Source organism: Flavobacterium salmonis, assembly GCF_903819435.1.
Taxonomy (GTDB): domain Bacteria; phylum Bacteroidota; class Bacteroidia; order Flavobacteriales; family Flavobacteriaceae; genus Flavobacterium; species Flavobacterium chungangense.
Genome location: NZ_CAIJDP010000086.1, coordinates 13,558 through 30,006 on the forward strand (window position 1 = coordinate 13,558; position 16,449 = coordinate 30,006).

Annotated in this window: 14 protein-coding genes; 4 read left to right on the forward strand and 10 right to left on the reverse strand. The window is 34.6% G+C overall.

Annotated elements, in window-relative coordinates:
- Positions 1–68: 68 nt before the first annotated feature.
- The 4 genes from FLACHUCJ7_RS20650 to FLACHUCJ7_RS20665 form a co-directional block, all read right to left on the reverse strand.
- A complete protein-coding gene (locus FLACHUCJ7_RS20650) occupies positions 69–689 on the reverse strand; it encodes an L-threonylcarbamoyladenylate synthase (protein ID WP_180910275.1) in 621 nt (206 codons plus the stop codon).
- Between the two features lie 74 nt (positions 690–763).
- Entirely contained in the window at positions 764–3,097 is a 2,334-nt protein-coding gene (locus FLACHUCJ7_RS20655; RefSeq protein WP_078229990.1) for an ATP-dependent helicase, read from the reverse strand.
- 208 nt (positions 3,098–3,305) lie between these two features.
- Positions 3,306–5,987: an InlB B-repeat-containing protein gene (locus FLACHUCJ7_RS20660; RefSeq protein ID WP_180910276.1), complete on the reverse strand. Its 2,682-nt coding sequence runs from the start codon at positions 5,985–5,987 to the stop codon at positions 3,306–3,308.
- A gap of 320 nt (positions 5,988–6,307) precedes the next feature.
- On the reverse strand, positions 6,308–7,078 hold the full coding sequence (locus FLACHUCJ7_RS20665) for a sulfite exporter TauE/SafE family protein (RefSeq protein ID WP_180910277.1): 771 nt from the start codon (positions 7,076–7,078) through the stop codon (positions 6,308–6,310).
- A gap of 124 nt (positions 7,079–7,202) precedes the next feature.
- Here FLACHUCJ7_RS20665 and FLACHUCJ7_RS20670 point away from each other — a divergent pair, with 124 nt between their 5' ends.
- Complete coding sequence (locus FLACHUCJ7_RS20670; protein ID WP_180910278.1) at positions 7,203–7,724, forward strand: DUF7935 family protein; 522 nt, start codon at positions 7,203–7,205, stop codon at positions 7,722–7,724.
- A gap of 90 nt (positions 7,725–7,814) precedes the next feature.
- On the opposite strand, the gene FLACHUCJ7_RS20675 is transcribed toward FLACHUCJ7_RS20670, so the two are convergent.
- Together FLACHUCJ7_RS20675 and FLACHUCJ7_RS20680 are read right to left on the reverse strand one after the other, a co-directional pair.
- On the reverse strand, positions 7,815–8,714 hold the full coding sequence (locus tag FLACHUCJ7_RS20675) for a patatin-like phospholipase family protein (protein ID WP_180910279.1): 900 nt from the start codon (positions 8,712–8,714) through the stop codon (positions 7,815–7,817).
- Positions 8,715–8,827: 113 nt separating this feature from the next.
- The gene (locus FLACHUCJ7_RS20680; RefSeq protein WP_180910280.1) at positions 8,828–10,888 is read right to left on the reverse strand and encodes a M1 family metallopeptidase; all 2,061 of its coding nucleotides are present in this window, start codon (positions 10,886–10,888) and stop codon (positions 8,828–8,830) included.
- Positions 10,889–10,953: 65 nt separating this feature from the next.
- Here FLACHUCJ7_RS20680 and FLACHUCJ7_RS20685 point away from each other — a divergent pair, with 65 nt between their 5' ends.
- The 3 genes from FLACHUCJ7_RS20685 to FLACHUCJ7_RS20695 are packed head-to-tail and all read left to right on the forward strand — an operon-like array spanning position 10,954 to position 12,933.
- Positions 10,954–11,724: a Dph6-related ATP pyrophosphatase gene (locus tag FLACHUCJ7_RS20685; RefSeq protein ID WP_180910281.1), complete on the forward strand. Its 771-nt coding sequence runs from the start codon at positions 10,954–10,956 to the stop codon at positions 11,722–11,724.
- Positions 11,725–11,733: 9 nt separating this feature from the next.
- The gene (locus FLACHUCJ7_RS20690) at positions 11,734–12,240 is read left to right on the forward strand and encodes a hypothetical protein (RefSeq protein ID WP_180910282.1); all 507 of its coding nucleotides are present in this window, start codon (positions 11,734–11,736) and stop codon (positions 12,238–12,240) included.
- A 3-nt stretch (positions 12,241–12,243) separates the two neighbouring features.
- Positions 12,244–12,933, forward strand: coding sequence for an aspartyl/asparaginyl beta-hydroxylase domain-containing protein (locus FLACHUCJ7_RS20695; RefSeq protein WP_180910283.1), 690 nt, complete (start codon positions 12,244–12,246; stop codon positions 12,931–12,933).
- A gap of 6 nt (positions 12,934–12,939) precedes the next feature.
- On the opposite strand, the gene FLACHUCJ7_RS20700 is transcribed toward FLACHUCJ7_RS20695, so the two are convergent.
- Genes FLACHUCJ7_RS20700 through FLACHUCJ7_RS20715 form a run of 4 tightly spaced genes read right to left on the reverse strand, consistent with a single transcriptional unit; the run spans position 12,940 to position 16,435 of the window.
- Entirely contained in the window at positions 12,940–14,637 is a 1,698-nt protein-coding gene (locus FLACHUCJ7_RS20700; RefSeq protein WP_180910284.1) for a carbamoyltransferase family protein, read from the reverse strand.
- Positions 14,638–14,680: 43 nt separating this feature from the next.
- Positions 14,681–15,271, reverse strand: coding sequence for a chemotaxis protein CheB (locus FLACHUCJ7_RS20705; RefSeq protein ID WP_180910285.1), 591 nt, complete (start codon positions 15,269–15,271; stop codon positions 14,681–14,683).
- Positions 15,253–16,062, reverse strand: a complete 810-nt coding sequence (locus tag FLACHUCJ7_RS20710) for a CheR family methyltransferase (RefSeq protein ID WP_180910286.1) — start codon at positions 16,060–16,062, stop codon at positions 15,253–15,255. Before FLACHUCJ7_RS20710 ends, FLACHUCJ7_RS20705 begins: the two co-directional genes overlap by 19 nt.
- A gap of 7 nt (positions 16,063–16,069) precedes the next feature.
- Positions 16,070–16,435, reverse strand: coding sequence for a response regulator (locus FLACHUCJ7_RS20715; protein WP_078230007.1), 366 nt, complete (start codon positions 16,433–16,435; stop codon positions 16,070–16,072).
- Positions 16,436–16,449 lie beyond the last annotated feature (14 nt).

A 16,449-nucleotide genomic window follows, 5' to 3' on the forward strand; every position in this document is an offset into this window, starting at 1 on the left:
CTAACTAAATTTAACTAATCATAAAGTTAGTAATATTTTTTCTACGAATAGCTGTTTTAAGTTTTTTTTTACAAAACATCAACATTCCCCTTTCCTTCTCGAATAATAATCGGCTCATGTTCTGAAAGGTCTATAATTGTTGAACCTACGTTATCCCCATAACCACCATCTATGACAAGATCTACGAGATTTTGCCATTTCTCAAAAATCAATTCCGGATCAGTTGTATATTCAATTACATCATCTTCATCACGAATAGAAGTTGATACTACAGGGTTTCCCAATTGCCGAACAATTTCTAAAATAATATTATTATCAGGAACTCTAATTCCTACGGTTGTTTTCTTTTTAAACTCTTTTGGAAGATTATTATTTCCGGGCAGAATAAAAGTATAAGGCCCCGGCAATGCTCTTTTTAATATTTTAAAAGTAGCCGTATCTATCTGACGAACATAATCTGATAAGTTACTTAAATCATGACAGATAAAAGAGAAATTTGCCTTTTCTAATTTTATACATTTAATTTTTGCAATTTTTTCTAAAGCACGGGAATTAGTTATATCACAACCTAATCCGTAAACAGTATCTGTTGGGTAAATAACCAAACCTCCATTCTGAAGTACTTTGATCACCTTTGCAATAGCAGCTTCACTGGGTTTGTCGGGATATATTTTTATGAATTCAGCCATTTTTTTTTTCTTTAAATTTTATTTTGTTTCAGATTTAAAGTTACCTTACGAAAACTTGAAAATCAAAACATTTATTATCCTACAACATCTAACTTAGCAAATCTCAGCAAAAGTTTTTTAATTCCACCTACTTCAAATTTAATTTCGGCCTTTTTATCAGCTCCAACTCCTTCTAAATTGATAACTTCTCCTTTGCCGAAACGTTCATGCATTACAATATTGCCTACGGTTAGTTTATTATCAAATAAATTAGCAGCAGCATTTGGATTTGTTCCTGCAACAGGCTTTAGTTTTCGAATATTTAAATCGGGAGTGGATTCATTAGACGTAATAGGTTTTGGAGGTGTTCCTCCTATTGGTTTTGCTAATCTGAGTTTCGATTTATCGACATCACCAAATATGTCACTATCAATCGTGGGTTTATAACGATAATTGCTTTCTGAAGGCGTTAAATATTCTAAATACTGACCGTCTATCTCTTCAATAAAACGTGATGGTTCACTATCTGTCAGTTTCCCCCAACGATAACGTGATTGCGCATAGGTTAAATATGCCTGATGTTCAGCACGGGTTAAAGCTACATAAAATAAACGACGTTCTTCTTCCAATTCACTTCGTGTACTCATACTCATTGCACTCGGAAACAAATCTTCTTCCATTCCTACCACAAAAACATGTGGAAATTCTAAACCTTTTGCTAAGTGAATAGTCATTAAGGCTACACGGTCTTCATCAGATGTGTCTTTATCTAAGTCTGTAGCCAATGCTACATCTTCCATAAATTCAGACAAAGCTCCTCTTGCTCCGTCTATTTCTTTTTGTCCTTCTGTAAAATCTTTAATACCGTTTAAAAGTTCTTCAATATTCTGGATTTTAGCCATCCCCTCCGGAGTAGCATCTTTTTTAAGTTCTTGTACCAAACCCGTTTTCTTAGCAACATGGTCAGTAATATAGAAAGCGTCCTGATTCTCATTAATAATCTGAAAACTCTGAATCATAGTAACAAAATCCTTCAGTTTGTTCTTTGTTCCGGCATTCAGTTTCAAATCGATTTTATCAATATTCACCATTACTTCCCAAATTGAGCGTTTGTAATGATTGGCTGCAATAGTCAATTTTTCAACAGTTGTATCTCCAATTCCCCGTGCCGGATAATTAATCACACGAATCAGTGCTTCTTCATCTTTTGGATTAATTACCAAACGTAAATAACACAAAACATCTTTAATTTCCTTACGCTGATAAAATGAAAGTCCTCCATAAATTCGATACGGAATATCTCTTTTTCTCAATGCATCCTCCATAGCACGAGATTGGGCATTTGTACGGTATAAAATAGCAAAAGCACCATTGTGCAGTTGATTTTGCATTTTTTGTTCGAAAATAGTGCTGGCTACAAAACGGCCTTCTTCGGCATCAGTCAGACTTCGATGCACTTTAATTTTGTGCCCATAATCATTAGCTGTCCAAACTACCTTATCCAGTTTGGTTTTATTATGTTCCATTACCGTATTTGCCGCTTCAACAATATTTCGGGTAGAACGATAATTTTGTTCTAAACGAAACATCTTCACCCCTTCATAATCTTTTTGGAAATTCAGAATGTTGTTGATGTTGGCTCCTCGAAAGGCATAAATACTCTGGGCATCATCACCAACTACACAAATATTCTGAAATCTGTCTGACAAAGCTCTTACAATCAGATACTGCGAATGATTCGTATCCTGGTACTCATCAACCAGGATATAACGAAAACGATTCTGATATTTAGCTAAAACCTCCGGAAAACGAGTTAATAATTCATTGGTTTTCAACAACAAATCATCAAAATCCATTGCTCCTGCTTTGAAACAGCGTTCAACATATTGCTGATAAATTTCGCCTAAACGTGGCTTTTTTGCCATTGCATCGGCTTCCATCAATTCAGGATTATTAAAATAGGCTTTTACAGTAATCAAACTGTTTTTATAGGTCGATATCCTTCCCAAAACTTGTTTGGGTTTATAAATATCACGATCAAGCTGCATTTCTTTTATAATGGAAGAAATCAGTCGTTGTGAATCCTGAGAATCATAAATAGTGAAATTAGAAGGATACCCTAAATGCTCAGATTCTGAACGGAGAATACGTGCAAATACAGAGTGAAAAGTCCCCATCCATAAGTTCTTTGCTTCACTTGCCCCAACAATTGCTGAAATCCTGTGTTTCATTTCACGGGCAGCTTTATTGGTAAATGTGAGTGAAAGTATATTGAATGCATCAATTCCCTGATACATTAAATAGGCAATCCTGATTGTCAAAACACGGGTTTTTCCCGAACCGGCACCAGCAATAATAATCATTGGACCGTCTTTTTGTAAAACGGGTTCTCTTTGTGCTTCGTTGAGCTGGTCAATATAATTTTGCATGAAATTTTTCTCCTTTTATGCAAAAATAAGAATTTAAGCGTTAGAAATTGTATATATACAAAACCAATTATTATGTAAGTCGAATCAAATTAATGCTATTTTTTTAACCCTGTAAAAATTAAAAAAAGATTGAATATCGATTATTAATCAAAAAAATAGCCACTTCTTAATTATTATGAAGTGGCTATTGATCAAGGTTATGTGTTTATTATTTCACAATCACTTTAATTGATTTTTGAATATCAGCTGCCTGTACAGTTAATATGTATAAACCGGCAGAAATTGAATGTTCATTAACCGCAATTACATTTTGTCCGTTCGCTAATATTTGTTTTTTTGAAACAAGTATTTGCCCGTTCACACTAGACAATGTAATATTTGCTTCTTTAGTTTCTGTTGCAGTAACGATTAAGTTGATACTGTTTTCAGCAGGATTTGGTGAAACAACTGCTTCGGAAACAGAAACAGAAGCAGTTTCTGCAATAGCTTTATTAGATGATGCTAGTTTAGCTGAACTGCTGCAACTAGCTGCTGTTGGAGAATTTCCTGTTATTTCTAACCAGTCAATATTAGCAAATTCTGAACTTACGGTTGTTTCTAATCTTATTCTGTTTATTCCGCTTACCAGTGTAACTGTTGCATCTGCAGTAGTAGACCAGGTACTCCAATTTGTAGTTTTAGGAAATCCTAAACTGGCAATAGCAGTAGCACCGTTTAAAACTACTTTGGCTACCGAGGCCGAAGAACTACTACCATTAGCGTATCTAAATTTAATTGTATAAGTTCCTGCTGAAGGTACATTGATGGAATAATCTATTCCTTTTGCAGCTGAATTAGACAGATTAATATAAAAACCTCCATCAGCCCCTGTATAACTGCTTTGACGAGATCCATCAGCCCCGCAATACCCATTTGTTGTGGTGGTATTATCATCAATTCTTAAGGTAGTATTACCTGTAGTTACCGGACTAAAAGTTGCAGTGATTGTTGTATTTGCATTCATCGTTACTGTGGTTGAAGCTGTTGTTGCTCCATTACTCCAGCTTGCAAACGTATAACCGGAAGCAGGTGTTGCAGTAAGGGTTACTACAGTTCCGCTTGTATAACTGGCCGCATTTGGACTACGACTGATACTGCCACCAGCAGCTGGGCTGGCTGTAGTAGTTAAAGTATAAGAAGTTGTTGTTGCTGTAAAATTTGCTGTAATTGTGGTGTTGGCATTCATCGTTACCGTGGTTGAAGCTGTTGTTGCTCCATTACTCCAACTTGCAAACGTGTAACCGGAAGCAGGTGTTGCAGTAAGGGTTACTACAGTTCCGCTTGTATAACTGGCTGCATTTGGACTACGACTGATACTGCCGCCAGCAGCTGGTGCAGCTGTTGTAGTTAAAGTATAAGAAGTTGTTGTTGCTGTAAAATTTGCTGTAATTGTGTTATTGGCATTCATCGTTACTGTTATTGTAGCAGTTGTTGCTCCGTTACTCCAGCTCGTAAATGTGTATCCGGACGCAGGGGTTGCTGTAAGTGTGACAGCAGTTCCGGCGGCATAAGAGGTAGCGTTAGGACTGCGCACAATACTTCCTCCTGCTGTTGGATTTGCAGTAGTTGTAAGCGTATAGTTCGTAACAGGGGTTCCTCCTGATTCTCTTGCTCCAAGATCCGGAGCTGTGCCGTTAAAAGTAATTCCGGTAGCAGAAACACCCGCATTTATTAAATCGCTGGAGGCACTTAATGTTAAAAAATTACCTAAATTAGGGCTTCCGTCTGCATTTTTAGTAACTGTTGGGGCAGTTAAAGTAACAAAATCTGCGCTGCTTACAACTAGTGAACCTCCATTTGTACTAACATTGTTTATCCACCATACATTAGAATTGCTTACATCGGTTCCTGTTTTTTTATCACTGCTGCCTGAGTTAAACGACAGGTTATTTCTGAACTGATGGGTTCCGCCTGTTCGGAAATTAAAATTACTCTCTGCATTATTATAAGAGGTATTATTAGACATTTCTATAGATCCCAGATTGTTATTATCTGTAAAACCATGTTGGCCATTACCATAAGCAATACAACGTCGCACAATATGATTTACAGCAATACCTTCTCCTCCTAATTTGAAACCATTTTTATCTCCACTTCCGGAAGTTCCGCTTGTTGTCAGTGTACCATTATTATATGCTACACAATTTTCAAATAAAATAATCCCGATTGGTCCTGTATCTGTTTTAGTATACAAGTCCCAGCCATCATCAATATTATTATGAGAAATACATCCTCTAAATATATTGCCCTGTCCACAGGTAAGTTTTGCTGCAAAACCATCTGCATTTTCTGAACCTGAGTCTTTATTGTCGAAAGACTCACAATTGAGAATCAAATTATTGGAAGGCCATTGACTAATTGAAGTATAACTTGTGGTATATCTGCTTAACTGAAGACCGGTATCTCTGTTTTTTTCAAAAATACAATTATCTATAGTATTATTATTACCTGAAAGCAGCATACCATTATCACCTGCATTTCTAATAGTAATTCCTTTAAAATACCAATAAAGTCCATCTAAAACAATCCCTCTGTTTGAAGAACTCTCAGTTTGTGCTGAAAAATCAAGAATTGGAACTTCACTATTATAAGCTTCAATACGTTTAAGATTAGCTGATGCGCCACTATTTGCTCTTTCAATCAAAATTGTGGAAGCTATTGAATATGTACCGCCCCGCATATAAATGGTTTGCCCGGGGCTTACTGTTACTATGGCATTTGCCAGCGTAGTAGGACTTGACAAAGTACCCGGATTGCCAGCGGTACCTGTTGGTGAAACATAAATTTGTGAAAACATGCAAAGTGGAAAAAGCCACAATACACCGAATAAACTGGTTAATTTTTTTTTCATTTTAATAAAGGTTTTATGATAGTTAGTAATTATTATTCATTCAAAAAATTATACTCGATTTCTGAAACTCATTTATTAAAATCGAAAACATTTGACTTTTACAAATGTAATCGATTACACGAATTTATATTTTTTTTCAGACAATACCTAATAAAATGTTAAAATATATTTAAATATGTAAAAATTAACATCTAAAAAAAGACTATCTGTAATTATGAAATTCGTAAAACAGTAAGAAAAAACCAGAAATATCTGCAAACTGTAATCGATGACATAAACTCAAAATAAGGAGAGAAAAATAAAGAAAGGAATTTTCTTTATTACTTTTTATAAAAAACATCATAAGCAAACCGGACAAGTGTACCGATTACCACAATCAGGAAGAAAATTCTAATAAAACCATTACCTTTATTGATAGCCAGTTTTGCGCCAAGCCATCCGCCAAGCCCATTACTTATCGCCATAGGTATTGCAATGGTCCAGATAATTTTTCCTTTTATTGCAAATAAACAAATAGATCCGAAATTGGTTGCAAGGTTTACCATTTTCGCATTCGCAGACGCGTGCAAAAAATCAAAACCCATTAAGGCAATAAAAGCAACAACAAAAAAGCTTCCTGTTCCCGGACCAATAAATCCGTCATAAAAGCCAACAATTATACTAATAAAAACAGCATATAAAATTTGTGTCTTATAGGAATGATCTTTGGCAACATGCTGTCCGAAATTTTTCTTAGCATAGGTGTAAACAAATAACAATGACAAAACCACCAGTAAAAGCGGTTTCATAAAATCGTTGCTTACCAAAGTTAATATTGTTGAACCCAAAAATGCTGAGGGTATTGCCAAACCCATCATGATTAAAAGTAATTTCCACTGAATTACAACTTTTTTAAGATATTGGAAAGCTGCAAAAGCAGTGCCGCTGAACGCTGGAATTTTCAAGGTCCCTACGACTGTCGAAACTGGAAGATTCGGTAATAAAATTAATCCCATGGGAGTTTGAATTAATCCGCCGCCGCCCACAATTGCATCAATAAATCCTGCTGCAAATGCAGCTAAACAAAGTAAAATTATTATATATGAATCCATTAAAAATTTGTATTCCAAAAAGTTATGAAAATTGGCACAAAAGTAAGGCTTCCATTTAGTTTATTAAATAATTTTAAAGTGAATTTCTCTGCAAAAAGTATATTTTTGCTAAAAATATTTGAAAATGGATTTTACAAGAATTATAGAATTAGCGAGTTATACTTTGCCTGCGATTGTTACGGGATTTGTGGCCTACAGTTTTTTCGAACTTCACATTAAAAACAATGACAAAAAACGTGCTTTTTTATTAAACAAAGAATATCACAAACAATCTTTGCCAATACGTTTGCAGGCATACGAGCGTATGACCTTATTTTTAGAACGTATCAACCTGACCAAATTATTGATTCGGATTGCACCGATTTCTAATCAAAAACACGATTATGAAAACTTTGTAATTGACCAGATCGAACAGGAGTTTGAGCACAATCTGACTCAGCAGATTTACATGTCTGATGAATGCTGGACTATTATCACAACAGCTAAGAACTCAACTATACAAATGATCCGTAAAGCCACCATGAGCGATCGTGTCGACAGTGCTGATAAATTACGTGAAGTAATTTTGAACGATTTATTAGAGAAACAATCTCCTAGTAATGCTGCTTTGGGATATATTAAGAATGAGGTTGCCGAGTTATGGTAGTGGAGAAGTAAGGTTTTAATATCAAGTATTAAGACACATACATATAGCTATTTATTACAGCTTAATACTTGATACTAAAATCTTAGTTTTTTACCTATTATCACTCATAATCTCAGATTTATTCTGAGCATATTCATATCCTTGCTCCCACCAGGTTTTCATCACTTCTTTATTAAAAATCAAAGCATTATTAGTCAACTTAGTTGGTGTGTAATATAAATTAAGTTTTACATTTTTATTGTTTGCTATTAGTTTTCCTATAGCAATGTCGTGTTTTTCAACCTGATCCAAAGCAATTCGAAATAAATCAATCATCAAAGAAAACGGGTTTTTTCCTATAACGGTTTTTTCCATATTGACTTCCGTTTCCAGAATAATTACATCAATTTCTGTTGCTCCACGGTTGATTGCTTCACGAATGGGAACCAGACTTGAAAATCCACCATCACCATATTCGAAATTGTTTTTTTCGACCAGACTCATGAAAGGTACATAATTACTCGAAATCCAGGACCAGTCACAAAACTCTTCGTAAGTACACTCTTTTATCGATTTATATTCGGCTTCGTTTTTTGTAAAATTGGTTACAGTAATAACAACATCTTTTTTAAGTTTTTTCAACTTATTGAAATCAGACAATGAAAAGTTATTTCTAATGTATTTCTTTAATCCTTTGCTTTCTCCAAACGTTCTTTTTCCCTTAAAAAACTGCCGAATTACATTGAAGTGATTAATCGTTACAATGTCTACACCGTCCTTAACTTTCACAACAAAAGGGCAAATGTTAAATATTTTAGACATGTTGACGTTGGTATAAATCGAATGGATTTGCTCAATATTTCCGAGTGCGAGATGCGGAATCAATAAACTTCCGGTTGAAGTCCCGAGGAATAAATCGTACTTATGTCTTTTTACTTCTAATAAATATTGTGCAACACCGCCGGCAAATGCTCCTTTACTGCCGCCACCAGAAATAACCAATGCTCTCATAAATTAACTGTAGATTTTGTTTTTGTTAAACGAAAGAAAAAAAAGAATCAAGAAAAAAAATCTCTGTAAATTCTTAAAGTATGTTACCCGACTCTTGGTTCTTGCATCCATTTTTATTCTGTCAATAAACGATTTAATTGAAATTGTTCATCGGGGTTCAAATTAGGCAAAATTCTTTCAAACGAAGCACGCATTTCAGAATTTTTTAATAAAAATCGAATCATTTCTCTTCCAAATTTCGAAAATTGCCACATATGATGGGTTGTAGCGTTGACTAAATTACTCAAAACCTGATCATTAATTATTTTAAAAGCAATTAACTTTTCCAGAGCATTTTGTCTAGTGGTAGCTTCATATTTTGTAGAAGAAAAAGCAATTAATTCTGAAACCAAAACTTCGGGATCATTGCTGTAATTTGTTGTGGACAATGCTAATGAAAGCCATAAAGTACGCAGGTTGTAATCATTGAATCCAATCCAGGTATTAGTTTTGTAAAGATATTCTGTTCTGCGTTCCGGAAAATTCTTCCACAAAAAATAAAGAGCTATTTCCTGTGTCTGATAGGATTTGTCTTCGAGTAAACTTTCGTATTCTGTTCTAAAATCTTCAGGAATTGTCGATAAATTTTCAGCCACAGCCTGACGAACTTTAGTATTATTGGTCTTTAAAGCAGCTATTAAGAGTGTTTTTTTAGCTTCGTGTTTTTCAGATTCAATTTGATCAATAACAGATACTTTTACAGCGTGATACGCATCTGAATTTAAAATTTTTAAAAAGTAATCCTGCTTTTCTGCCAAAGGTGTTTTTTTAAGTTTATCAATTTCCAGACGATCCTGAATTGCTTTATTTTTACTCAAAAGAGCATTGGCCGTTGGTGTATCAAAAGCAGTTGTTTCAAGCCAGGTTTTCTGAAATTTTTCCAAATCAAAATCGGATGTTTTTTTAATCTCATCAAAGAAATTCCAGGTATTGACTGTTTGATAGGCATACTTTTTTAAATAACTTTTTACAGCCTTTTTAAATGCTTTGTCGCCAATTGATTCATGCAAAACAAATAATACCCAGGCCCCTTTTTCATAAAAAGTCAACGAACTGGCTTTGGCATTCAAAACCGGAATTGTATCGGTTCTGGAAGCAAATTTAAGTTGTTGTGCCGTATCGTATAATTTCGAATAGAAATAGTCTTCGCCATAAATTTCTTTTTCGGCCAATAAAGCATAATAAGTAGCAAAACCTTCCTGAAGCCAGTGGTGTGTGCTGCTTTCGGCGGTAATCAGATCTCCAAACCAATGATGCGCTAACTCGTGTGCATCAACATTAGTATAATTTCGGTCTTCAAAACCAATCGAATCCACTACATGTCGGGTTGCAAAAAGTGTTGTCGTAGTGTTTTCCATTCCGGCATATAAAAAATCCCGAACCGGAATTTGCCTGTTGATTTCCCAGGGATACTTCACTCCTATTTCTTTTTCTAAAAAATCAAAAATACGCTTAGAATATCGGTAGGTAGGTTCAAAACAGTTTTTATCTTTAGGCTCAAGATAATATTCAAGCGGAATTTTAGACTTTGATCTGAATTCTTTTTTATCAAACTTTCCAATGGCTAACATCAACAAATAGGAGCTCATTGGTTTTTTCATTTGGTATTGCCAGTGAAATTGATTGCTGTTCTCAGTTTTTTCTTTTAAAATTCCGTTCGAAAGAACCTGATAATCTTTATTGTACAAAATTCCTAAATTGAAAATCAGTTTTTCATTTACATCATCAAAACTCGGAAACCAGTTACTCGTGTACCTTCCCTGCCCCTGTGTCCAGATTTGTACCTCAGCGTTTTCAATGTTTACAAAATACAAAGCCTGTTTTGGTTTTACTGAATATTCAAAAGTTAATTGATTCTCACCTTTCTGAAAATGATCTATGATTTGCAATTGCTTCCCCGTATTAATAAAAACAGCTTGTTTTTGGTTGATTTCTACTTTTGAAAATTCCATGTTTCTGGCATCAATCTTAATGGTATCAACTGGTTTCAAAACTTCAAATTCATAGTCAACCAAACCTGAAACCGATTTTTCATTGGCATTTATTTTTAATTGTGCGGAAACGGATTTAAAATCGACAAATTGGGTTTGTTGTGCAAAACCCAAGACGGTGAAAAATAATAGAATGTATTTCATTGAATTAAATTGAAGGCAAAATCCAAAGTTACAAAGGTTTCATCAACAAATCGAATGAAATTTGTATGTTTACATTAGAAAATTATACAATCGTGTCAACATCTAAAAAAGCTTTATTTAACTGGAGCAGCGGAAAAGATTCTGCTCTGGCTTTATACAAAATCCTTCAAAATTCTGATTTTAAAATAGAATGTTTATTAACAAGTGTCAACCAGCAATATCAGCGAATTTCGATGCACGGTGTACGTGTAGGATTGCTCGAATCTCAGGCAAAAAGTATTGGTTTACCTTTAAAAATAATGCAGATTCCAGAGATGCCAACCATGGAAGTTTATGAAAATGTCATGACTGAAACATTATCTGAACTGAAAAAACAAGGCATCACACATTCGGTTTTTGGAGATATTTTTCTGGAAGATTTACGAAAATACCGTGAAGATAAATTAGCCGAAATTGGCTTTGAAGCCGAATTTCCTTTATGGAAAATTTCAACACAAGAGTTAATTCAGGAGTTTATCAGCTTAGGGTTTAAAACTATTGTTGTGTGTGTAAACGAACGTTACCTCGATAAAAGTTTTGTTGGCCGGATTATAGATCAGGATTTTATAAATGATTTACCGGAAAATGTAGATGTTTGTGGTGAAAACGGAGAATTTCATACTTTTACTTTTGATGGTCCTGTTTTTTCAGAACCAATTAGTTTTGAAATTGGTGAAACTGTTTATCGTAAATATGAAAAGCCTAAAAATCAGGATTCTTCGAATACAGCCTGCGACACAAACGCAACCAATGCATTTGATTATGGATTCTGGTACACCGATTTAATTGCGAAATAATTTATTAAAATGACTGTACAAAATCAATCTTTTGAATTAAAAAAAGTCCTGGGATTCTTAAACGAAATCGGGATAGACGTGTTTGAGAAAGTACTCGAAACTTCTTTTTTGCCCGGATTGAGTTTAGGGCCAAACTGTCTTTATATTGATTTCGAAAAATTATTATATCCTGGAGACATCCTTCACGAAGCTGGGCATCTGGCTGTTACAACTTCTGCCGAAAGAAAAATCGCAGGAACGGATAGAATGGCTTCAGACTGGCCTTCACAAGGCGAAGAAATAGGGGCTATTTTATGGTCTTTTGCTGCAGCACAACATTTAGAGTTGCCTATTGAATTTGTATTTCATCCCAACGGATACAAAAATGAATCAAAATGGCTGATTTCAAATTTTACCAATGAAAATTATATTGGATTGCCCTTTCTGGAATGGGCAGGACTTACTTTAGGAAAAGAACGCGCAGCTAAAGAAGATAAAGAACCTTTTCCAAAAATGCTGAAATGGCTAAGAGATTAAATTATGGATAAACTTGTGCGGTCAATAAAGTTTCCAATGTTTTTTGATCCTGAAAAACTTAAAAAAGATGTTTATAAAATCATCGATAAAAACTGGATAAATCATTATAATACAAATGATTATTCCGGAAAATGGACTTCGATTGCCTTAATGTCGCAAAACGGAAAATCGAATTCTATTTTTGCACTGCCAAATGGTGAGGATAAACTCGTTGCTACCGAAATTCTGGATTCCTGTACTTATTTTGAAGAAATATTAAATAGCTTTTTATTCGAAAAAACGGCTGTTCGCTTGCTGAAATTAGATGTTGGTGCAACAGTCAAACCTCATCGTGACAATTGTCTTGGATATGAGGACGGCTGTTTCAGATTGCATATTCCTATCATTACAAATAGTGACGTTGAATTTGTTTTGGATGGTAATCGACTGATTATGAATGAAGGCGAATGCTGGTATATTGATGCAAACTTTATTCATTCGGTAGCTAACCGAGGGTCTGAAGATCGTATTCATTTAGTTATTGACGGACTTCGCAATGAATGGACTGATCGTTTATTTTTTAAGGAAGCCGATCAAAATGATTTTGTACGGTCTGCTACAAAAATTTCCGAAAAGGAAAAACAACTTATGATTGCAGAACTGAAACGAATGAACCCGCCAAATTTAGATGCTATTTTGAACGATTTGGAGTAAATTAAATCACTTTTCTAAAACATAATTTTCTAAAACCAAAATATCCAAAGCTGTCATTTCAAATAAATCAATTGCTTCTTGTGGGGTTTCAACAATCGGCATCCCTTTTTTGTTCAGGCTTGTATTCAGTAAGACTGCGATTCCGCTTTGTGCATAAAATGCCGTAAGCAATTTTACAAACTTCGGATTCCAGCTTTCTTCAACAGTCTGTACGCGTGCTGAACCATCCCGATGCGTTACGTTTTTGAGCTTTTCTAAATATTCCGGTTTTGTTTTATCTACTAAAATCATATAAGGACTATTTCTTCCCTGCACAAAATATTTGTCTGCTTTTTCTTTTAAAACTGCCGGTGCAAACGGACGAAAATCTTCCCTGAATTTAATATCCAGATTGATATGATCTTTGATTCCCTCAATTCCGGGATGCGCCAAGATACTTCTTCGTCCCAAAGAACGAGGTCCAAATTCTGCTCCCGACTGAAACCACGCTATTGTTTTTCCCTGATTTAATTTTTCGGCACAAAACTTTACGAGCTCATTTTCGTCTAAAAACTTTACAGGATTGTATTTTTTATTTTCAACTTTATGGATCTCTTTTTCGATTTCATTACTTGCGTATGCTTTACCAAAACAGGTACTGCCATCGTGAGGTACTTTTTGCATATTTAAATATTCTAACCAACCGTAAAATGCACAGCCCAGTGCCAAACCATTATCTGCGGCAGCTGGTTCAAAATATATATTTTCAACTATTTTACTATCCTGCAGTTTGGCATTTGCAACGGCATTAAGCGCAACTCCGCCTGTATAACATAAATTTTTGTGAGGAAATTTTTCCAATCGGTTATGAATGCATTTTAAAACGGCTTTTTCTACCTGCTCCTGAGCCCATTTTGCTACATTGGCATAATAATCAAAATTACTTTTGAAATACTCATATCCTTTTGACGGATTCGCAAATTGATTTTTCCAGTCTTCATTTATAAACAGGTTGCCAGATCTGAATTCAAAAGCTTCAAAATTAAAGATTCCCGATTTCCCAAATGGTGCGAGTCCCATTAATTTACCCACATCATCCATATCACCAAAAACATAATGGCTAACCGACGCATAAAAACCTCCAATAGAATGCTGGGTGGTAGGCAGCGAAAATAAACTATCTGATTTATATGCCATTACGCTAAAATCCTTCATTAAAGGAGTTAGTTTTTGTCCGTCGAAATGGTAAAAACTGTCTTTTTCACAAACCATCTGAACTTCATTCAGAATTTCAGGGCTTATAAATTGTTTTTGTTCGGGATGTAATTTTAGGAATTGGTCAAGCGGACTTCCGCAGCCATCAATAACCATAACCGCACATTCAGAAAAAGAACAGGTTCCAACAGCACTGTAGGCATGAGCCAAATGATGTGAAATATCAACTATTTTTAAATCCTTTGCTTCTGCAAAAAGTCTTTTACCTTTGTATTGATCACGCTCCGGAATTTCAAAATTAGCACACTGTACTACCAGGGAAATATCTTTTAATTCAATTCCCTCTGCCTCTAGGCAATACTGAATTGCCAAATTATCATTGCCTCCGTCATGTTTAATACGGCTCAAACGTTCTTTTTCAATACCGACACAAACACTTCCGTCCTTTAATAAAACTGCTGAACCGTTGTGGGAAAGTCCGGTACCGAGAACATAGATAGGTGAATTCATCAAATCAATACTTTATATAGTTATTTTCAAACTACTAAAATAATTAAACTTCGTTATCTATTGAAAGAATAAAGTCAAGTATTCCCTGAATATTTAAAACATAATCAGGTGTCGTGTTTTGAATGGCACTATTTGGCATAAAAGGCATCTCGGCAGATTCCGGATCCTGAACGATAATGGTTCCTCCTGCATTTTGAATCGCTTTTAATCCCTGAGTACCATCAGCATTAGAACCGGACAATAAGATTCCTGTTAATTGCTTTTTGTATACCTCAGCAGCCGATTCAAAAGAAACATCAATACTTGGCCTGCTGTAATTTATTTTTTCAGAAGTATCGAGCGATAAAACATTATTTTTCTCAAATAACAAATGATAGTTGGAAGGCGCAACATAAACACATCCGGGTAGAAAGGGTTCTTTGTCTTCTACGGCTTTAACATTACTGCTAACTTTTAATGTTATAAGCTCTTCCAGGGTCTGTTCATCTGTACTTCTTCTATGCAGTACGATTACCAGAGCATACGATTTTATTACAGGTAATTGAGGTAAAATTTGCATTAAAACACTTAAACTTCCTGCAGACCCACCAATAATTACAACTTTAAAATCTGGAATTACTTGATCTTTCTCCATATTTTTTCCTTGTCTAATTGTTTGTATTTACCCGGAGAGATTGAATACTTTATGGTTTCTTTTGTTCCCAAAGCTAAAAAACCTAAAACAGACAAACTTTCATCAAATAAACTGATGGCTCTTTTTTGCAAATCATTATCAAAATAAATTAAAACATTTCTGCAAAAAATTAAATCGAATTCATTGAATGAGGTATCCGAAACTAAATTATGCTGTGAAAAAACCATTTTTTGAGCTAATTCCTCATTAAATTTTGCAATCCCATAATTTGCAGTATAATAAATTGAAAAATCTTCTTTACCTCCTGAAACACGGTAATTTTCAGAATACTCTTTCATCATTCTCAATGGAAAAATTCCTTTTTTGGCTGTTTCCAAAACCTTTGTATTTATATCTGTAGCATAGATTAAGGATTTATTCAAAATTCCAGCTTCTTTTAATAAAATTGCCATTGAATAGGCCTCTTCTCCGGATGAACAGCCGGCATGCCATATACGTATAAAAGGTTTTGTTCCTAATAATGGAAGGATTTGATTTCGAATTACAGTATAAAAAAAAGGATCCCGAAACATTTCAGTAACGTTTACCGTAATTTCATCAACCATGTGTTTAAAATAGTCCGAATCGTATCTCACCTTTGATAAAAATTCATCAAAATGAGTAAATCCATCCAATTGATATACTCTGTTTACACGTCTTTTTAAAGATGCTCTTGAATAACTACCAAAGTCAAAACCGTAGTATTCGTATATTTCATTAATAAGGGTTTCCAGTTCGATATCTTCTATCATAACAATTTCAAATTTTGCTTAACATTAAAAGCAATTTATCTACATCAACGGGTTTAGAAATATAATCATCAGCGCCAGCTTGCAAACACTTTTCTTTATCTCCTGTCATTGCCTGAGCTGTTACTGCTATAATAAAAGTTGATTCGTGTGAAGGGATTTTTTTTATCAAAGGAATTGCTTCATAACCATCCATTTCGGGCATCATCATATCTATTAGCACTGCATCAATATTCTCGTCAGAGTTCAGCATTTTTAAAGCTTCCTCAGCACTTAAACATGATAAACAATCGAATGATTTAGCGCGAAGTGTATTTTCGAGAGCAAAGATATTTCTCAAATCATCGTCTATAATTAAAAGTCGTTTTTTAGTCATTTTTCACCACTTTA

Bases quoted from the DNA above. Each gene is read 5' to 3' on its own strand.
- FLACHUCJ7_RS20650 (WP_180910275.1), bottom strand. From the start codon at position 689: ATGGCTGAATTCATAAAAATATATCCCGACAAACCCAGTGAAGCTGCT.
- FLACHUCJ7_RS20655 (WP_078229990.1), bottom strand. From the start codon at position 3,097: ATGCAAAATTATATTGACCAGCTCAACGAAGCACAAAGAGAACCCGTT.
- FLACHUCJ7_RS20660 (WP_180910276.1), bottom strand. From the start codon at position 5,987: ATGAAAAAAAAATTAACCAGTTTATTCGGTGTATTGTGGCTTTTTCCA.
- FLACHUCJ7_RS20665 (WP_180910277.1), bottom strand. From the start codon at position 7,078: ATGGATTCATATATAATAATTTTACTTTGTTTAGCTGCATTTGCAGCA.
- FLACHUCJ7_RS20670 (WP_180910278.1), top strand. From the start codon at position 7,203: ATGGATTTTACAAGAATTATAGAATTAGCGAGTTATACTTTGCCTGCG.
- FLACHUCJ7_RS20675 (WP_180910279.1), bottom strand. From the start codon at position 8,714: ATGAGAGCATTGGTTATTTCTGGTGGCGGCAGTAAAGGAGCATTTGCC.
- FLACHUCJ7_RS20680 (WP_180910280.1), bottom strand. From the start codon at position 10,888: ATGAAATACATTCTATTATTTTTCACCGTCTTGGGTTTTGCACAACAA.
- FLACHUCJ7_RS20685 (WP_180910281.1), top strand. From the start codon at position 10,954: ATGTTTACATTAGAAAATTATACAATCGTGTCAACATCTAAAAAAGCT.
- FLACHUCJ7_RS20690 (WP_180910282.1), top strand. From the start codon at position 11,734: ATGACTGTACAAAATCAATCTTTTGAATTAAAAAAAGTCCTGGGATTC.
- FLACHUCJ7_RS20695 (WP_180910283.1), top strand. From the start codon at position 12,244: ATGGATAAACTTGTGCGGTCAATAAAGTTTCCAATGTTTTTTGATCCT.
- FLACHUCJ7_RS20700 (WP_180910284.1), bottom strand. From the start codon at position 14,637: ATGAATTCACCTATCTATGTTCTCGGTACCGGACTTTCCCACAACGGT.
- FLACHUCJ7_RS20705 (WP_180910285.1), bottom strand. From the start codon at position 15,271: ATGGAGAAAGATCAAGTAATTCCAGATTTTAAAGTTGTAATTATTGGT.
- FLACHUCJ7_RS20710 (WP_180910286.1), bottom strand. From the start codon at position 16,062: ATGATAGAAGATATCGAACTGGAAACCCTTATTAATGAAATATACGAA.
- FLACHUCJ7_RS20715 (WP_078230007.1), bottom strand. From the start codon at position 16,435: ATGACTAAAAAACGACTTTTAATTATAGACGATGATTTGAGAAATATC.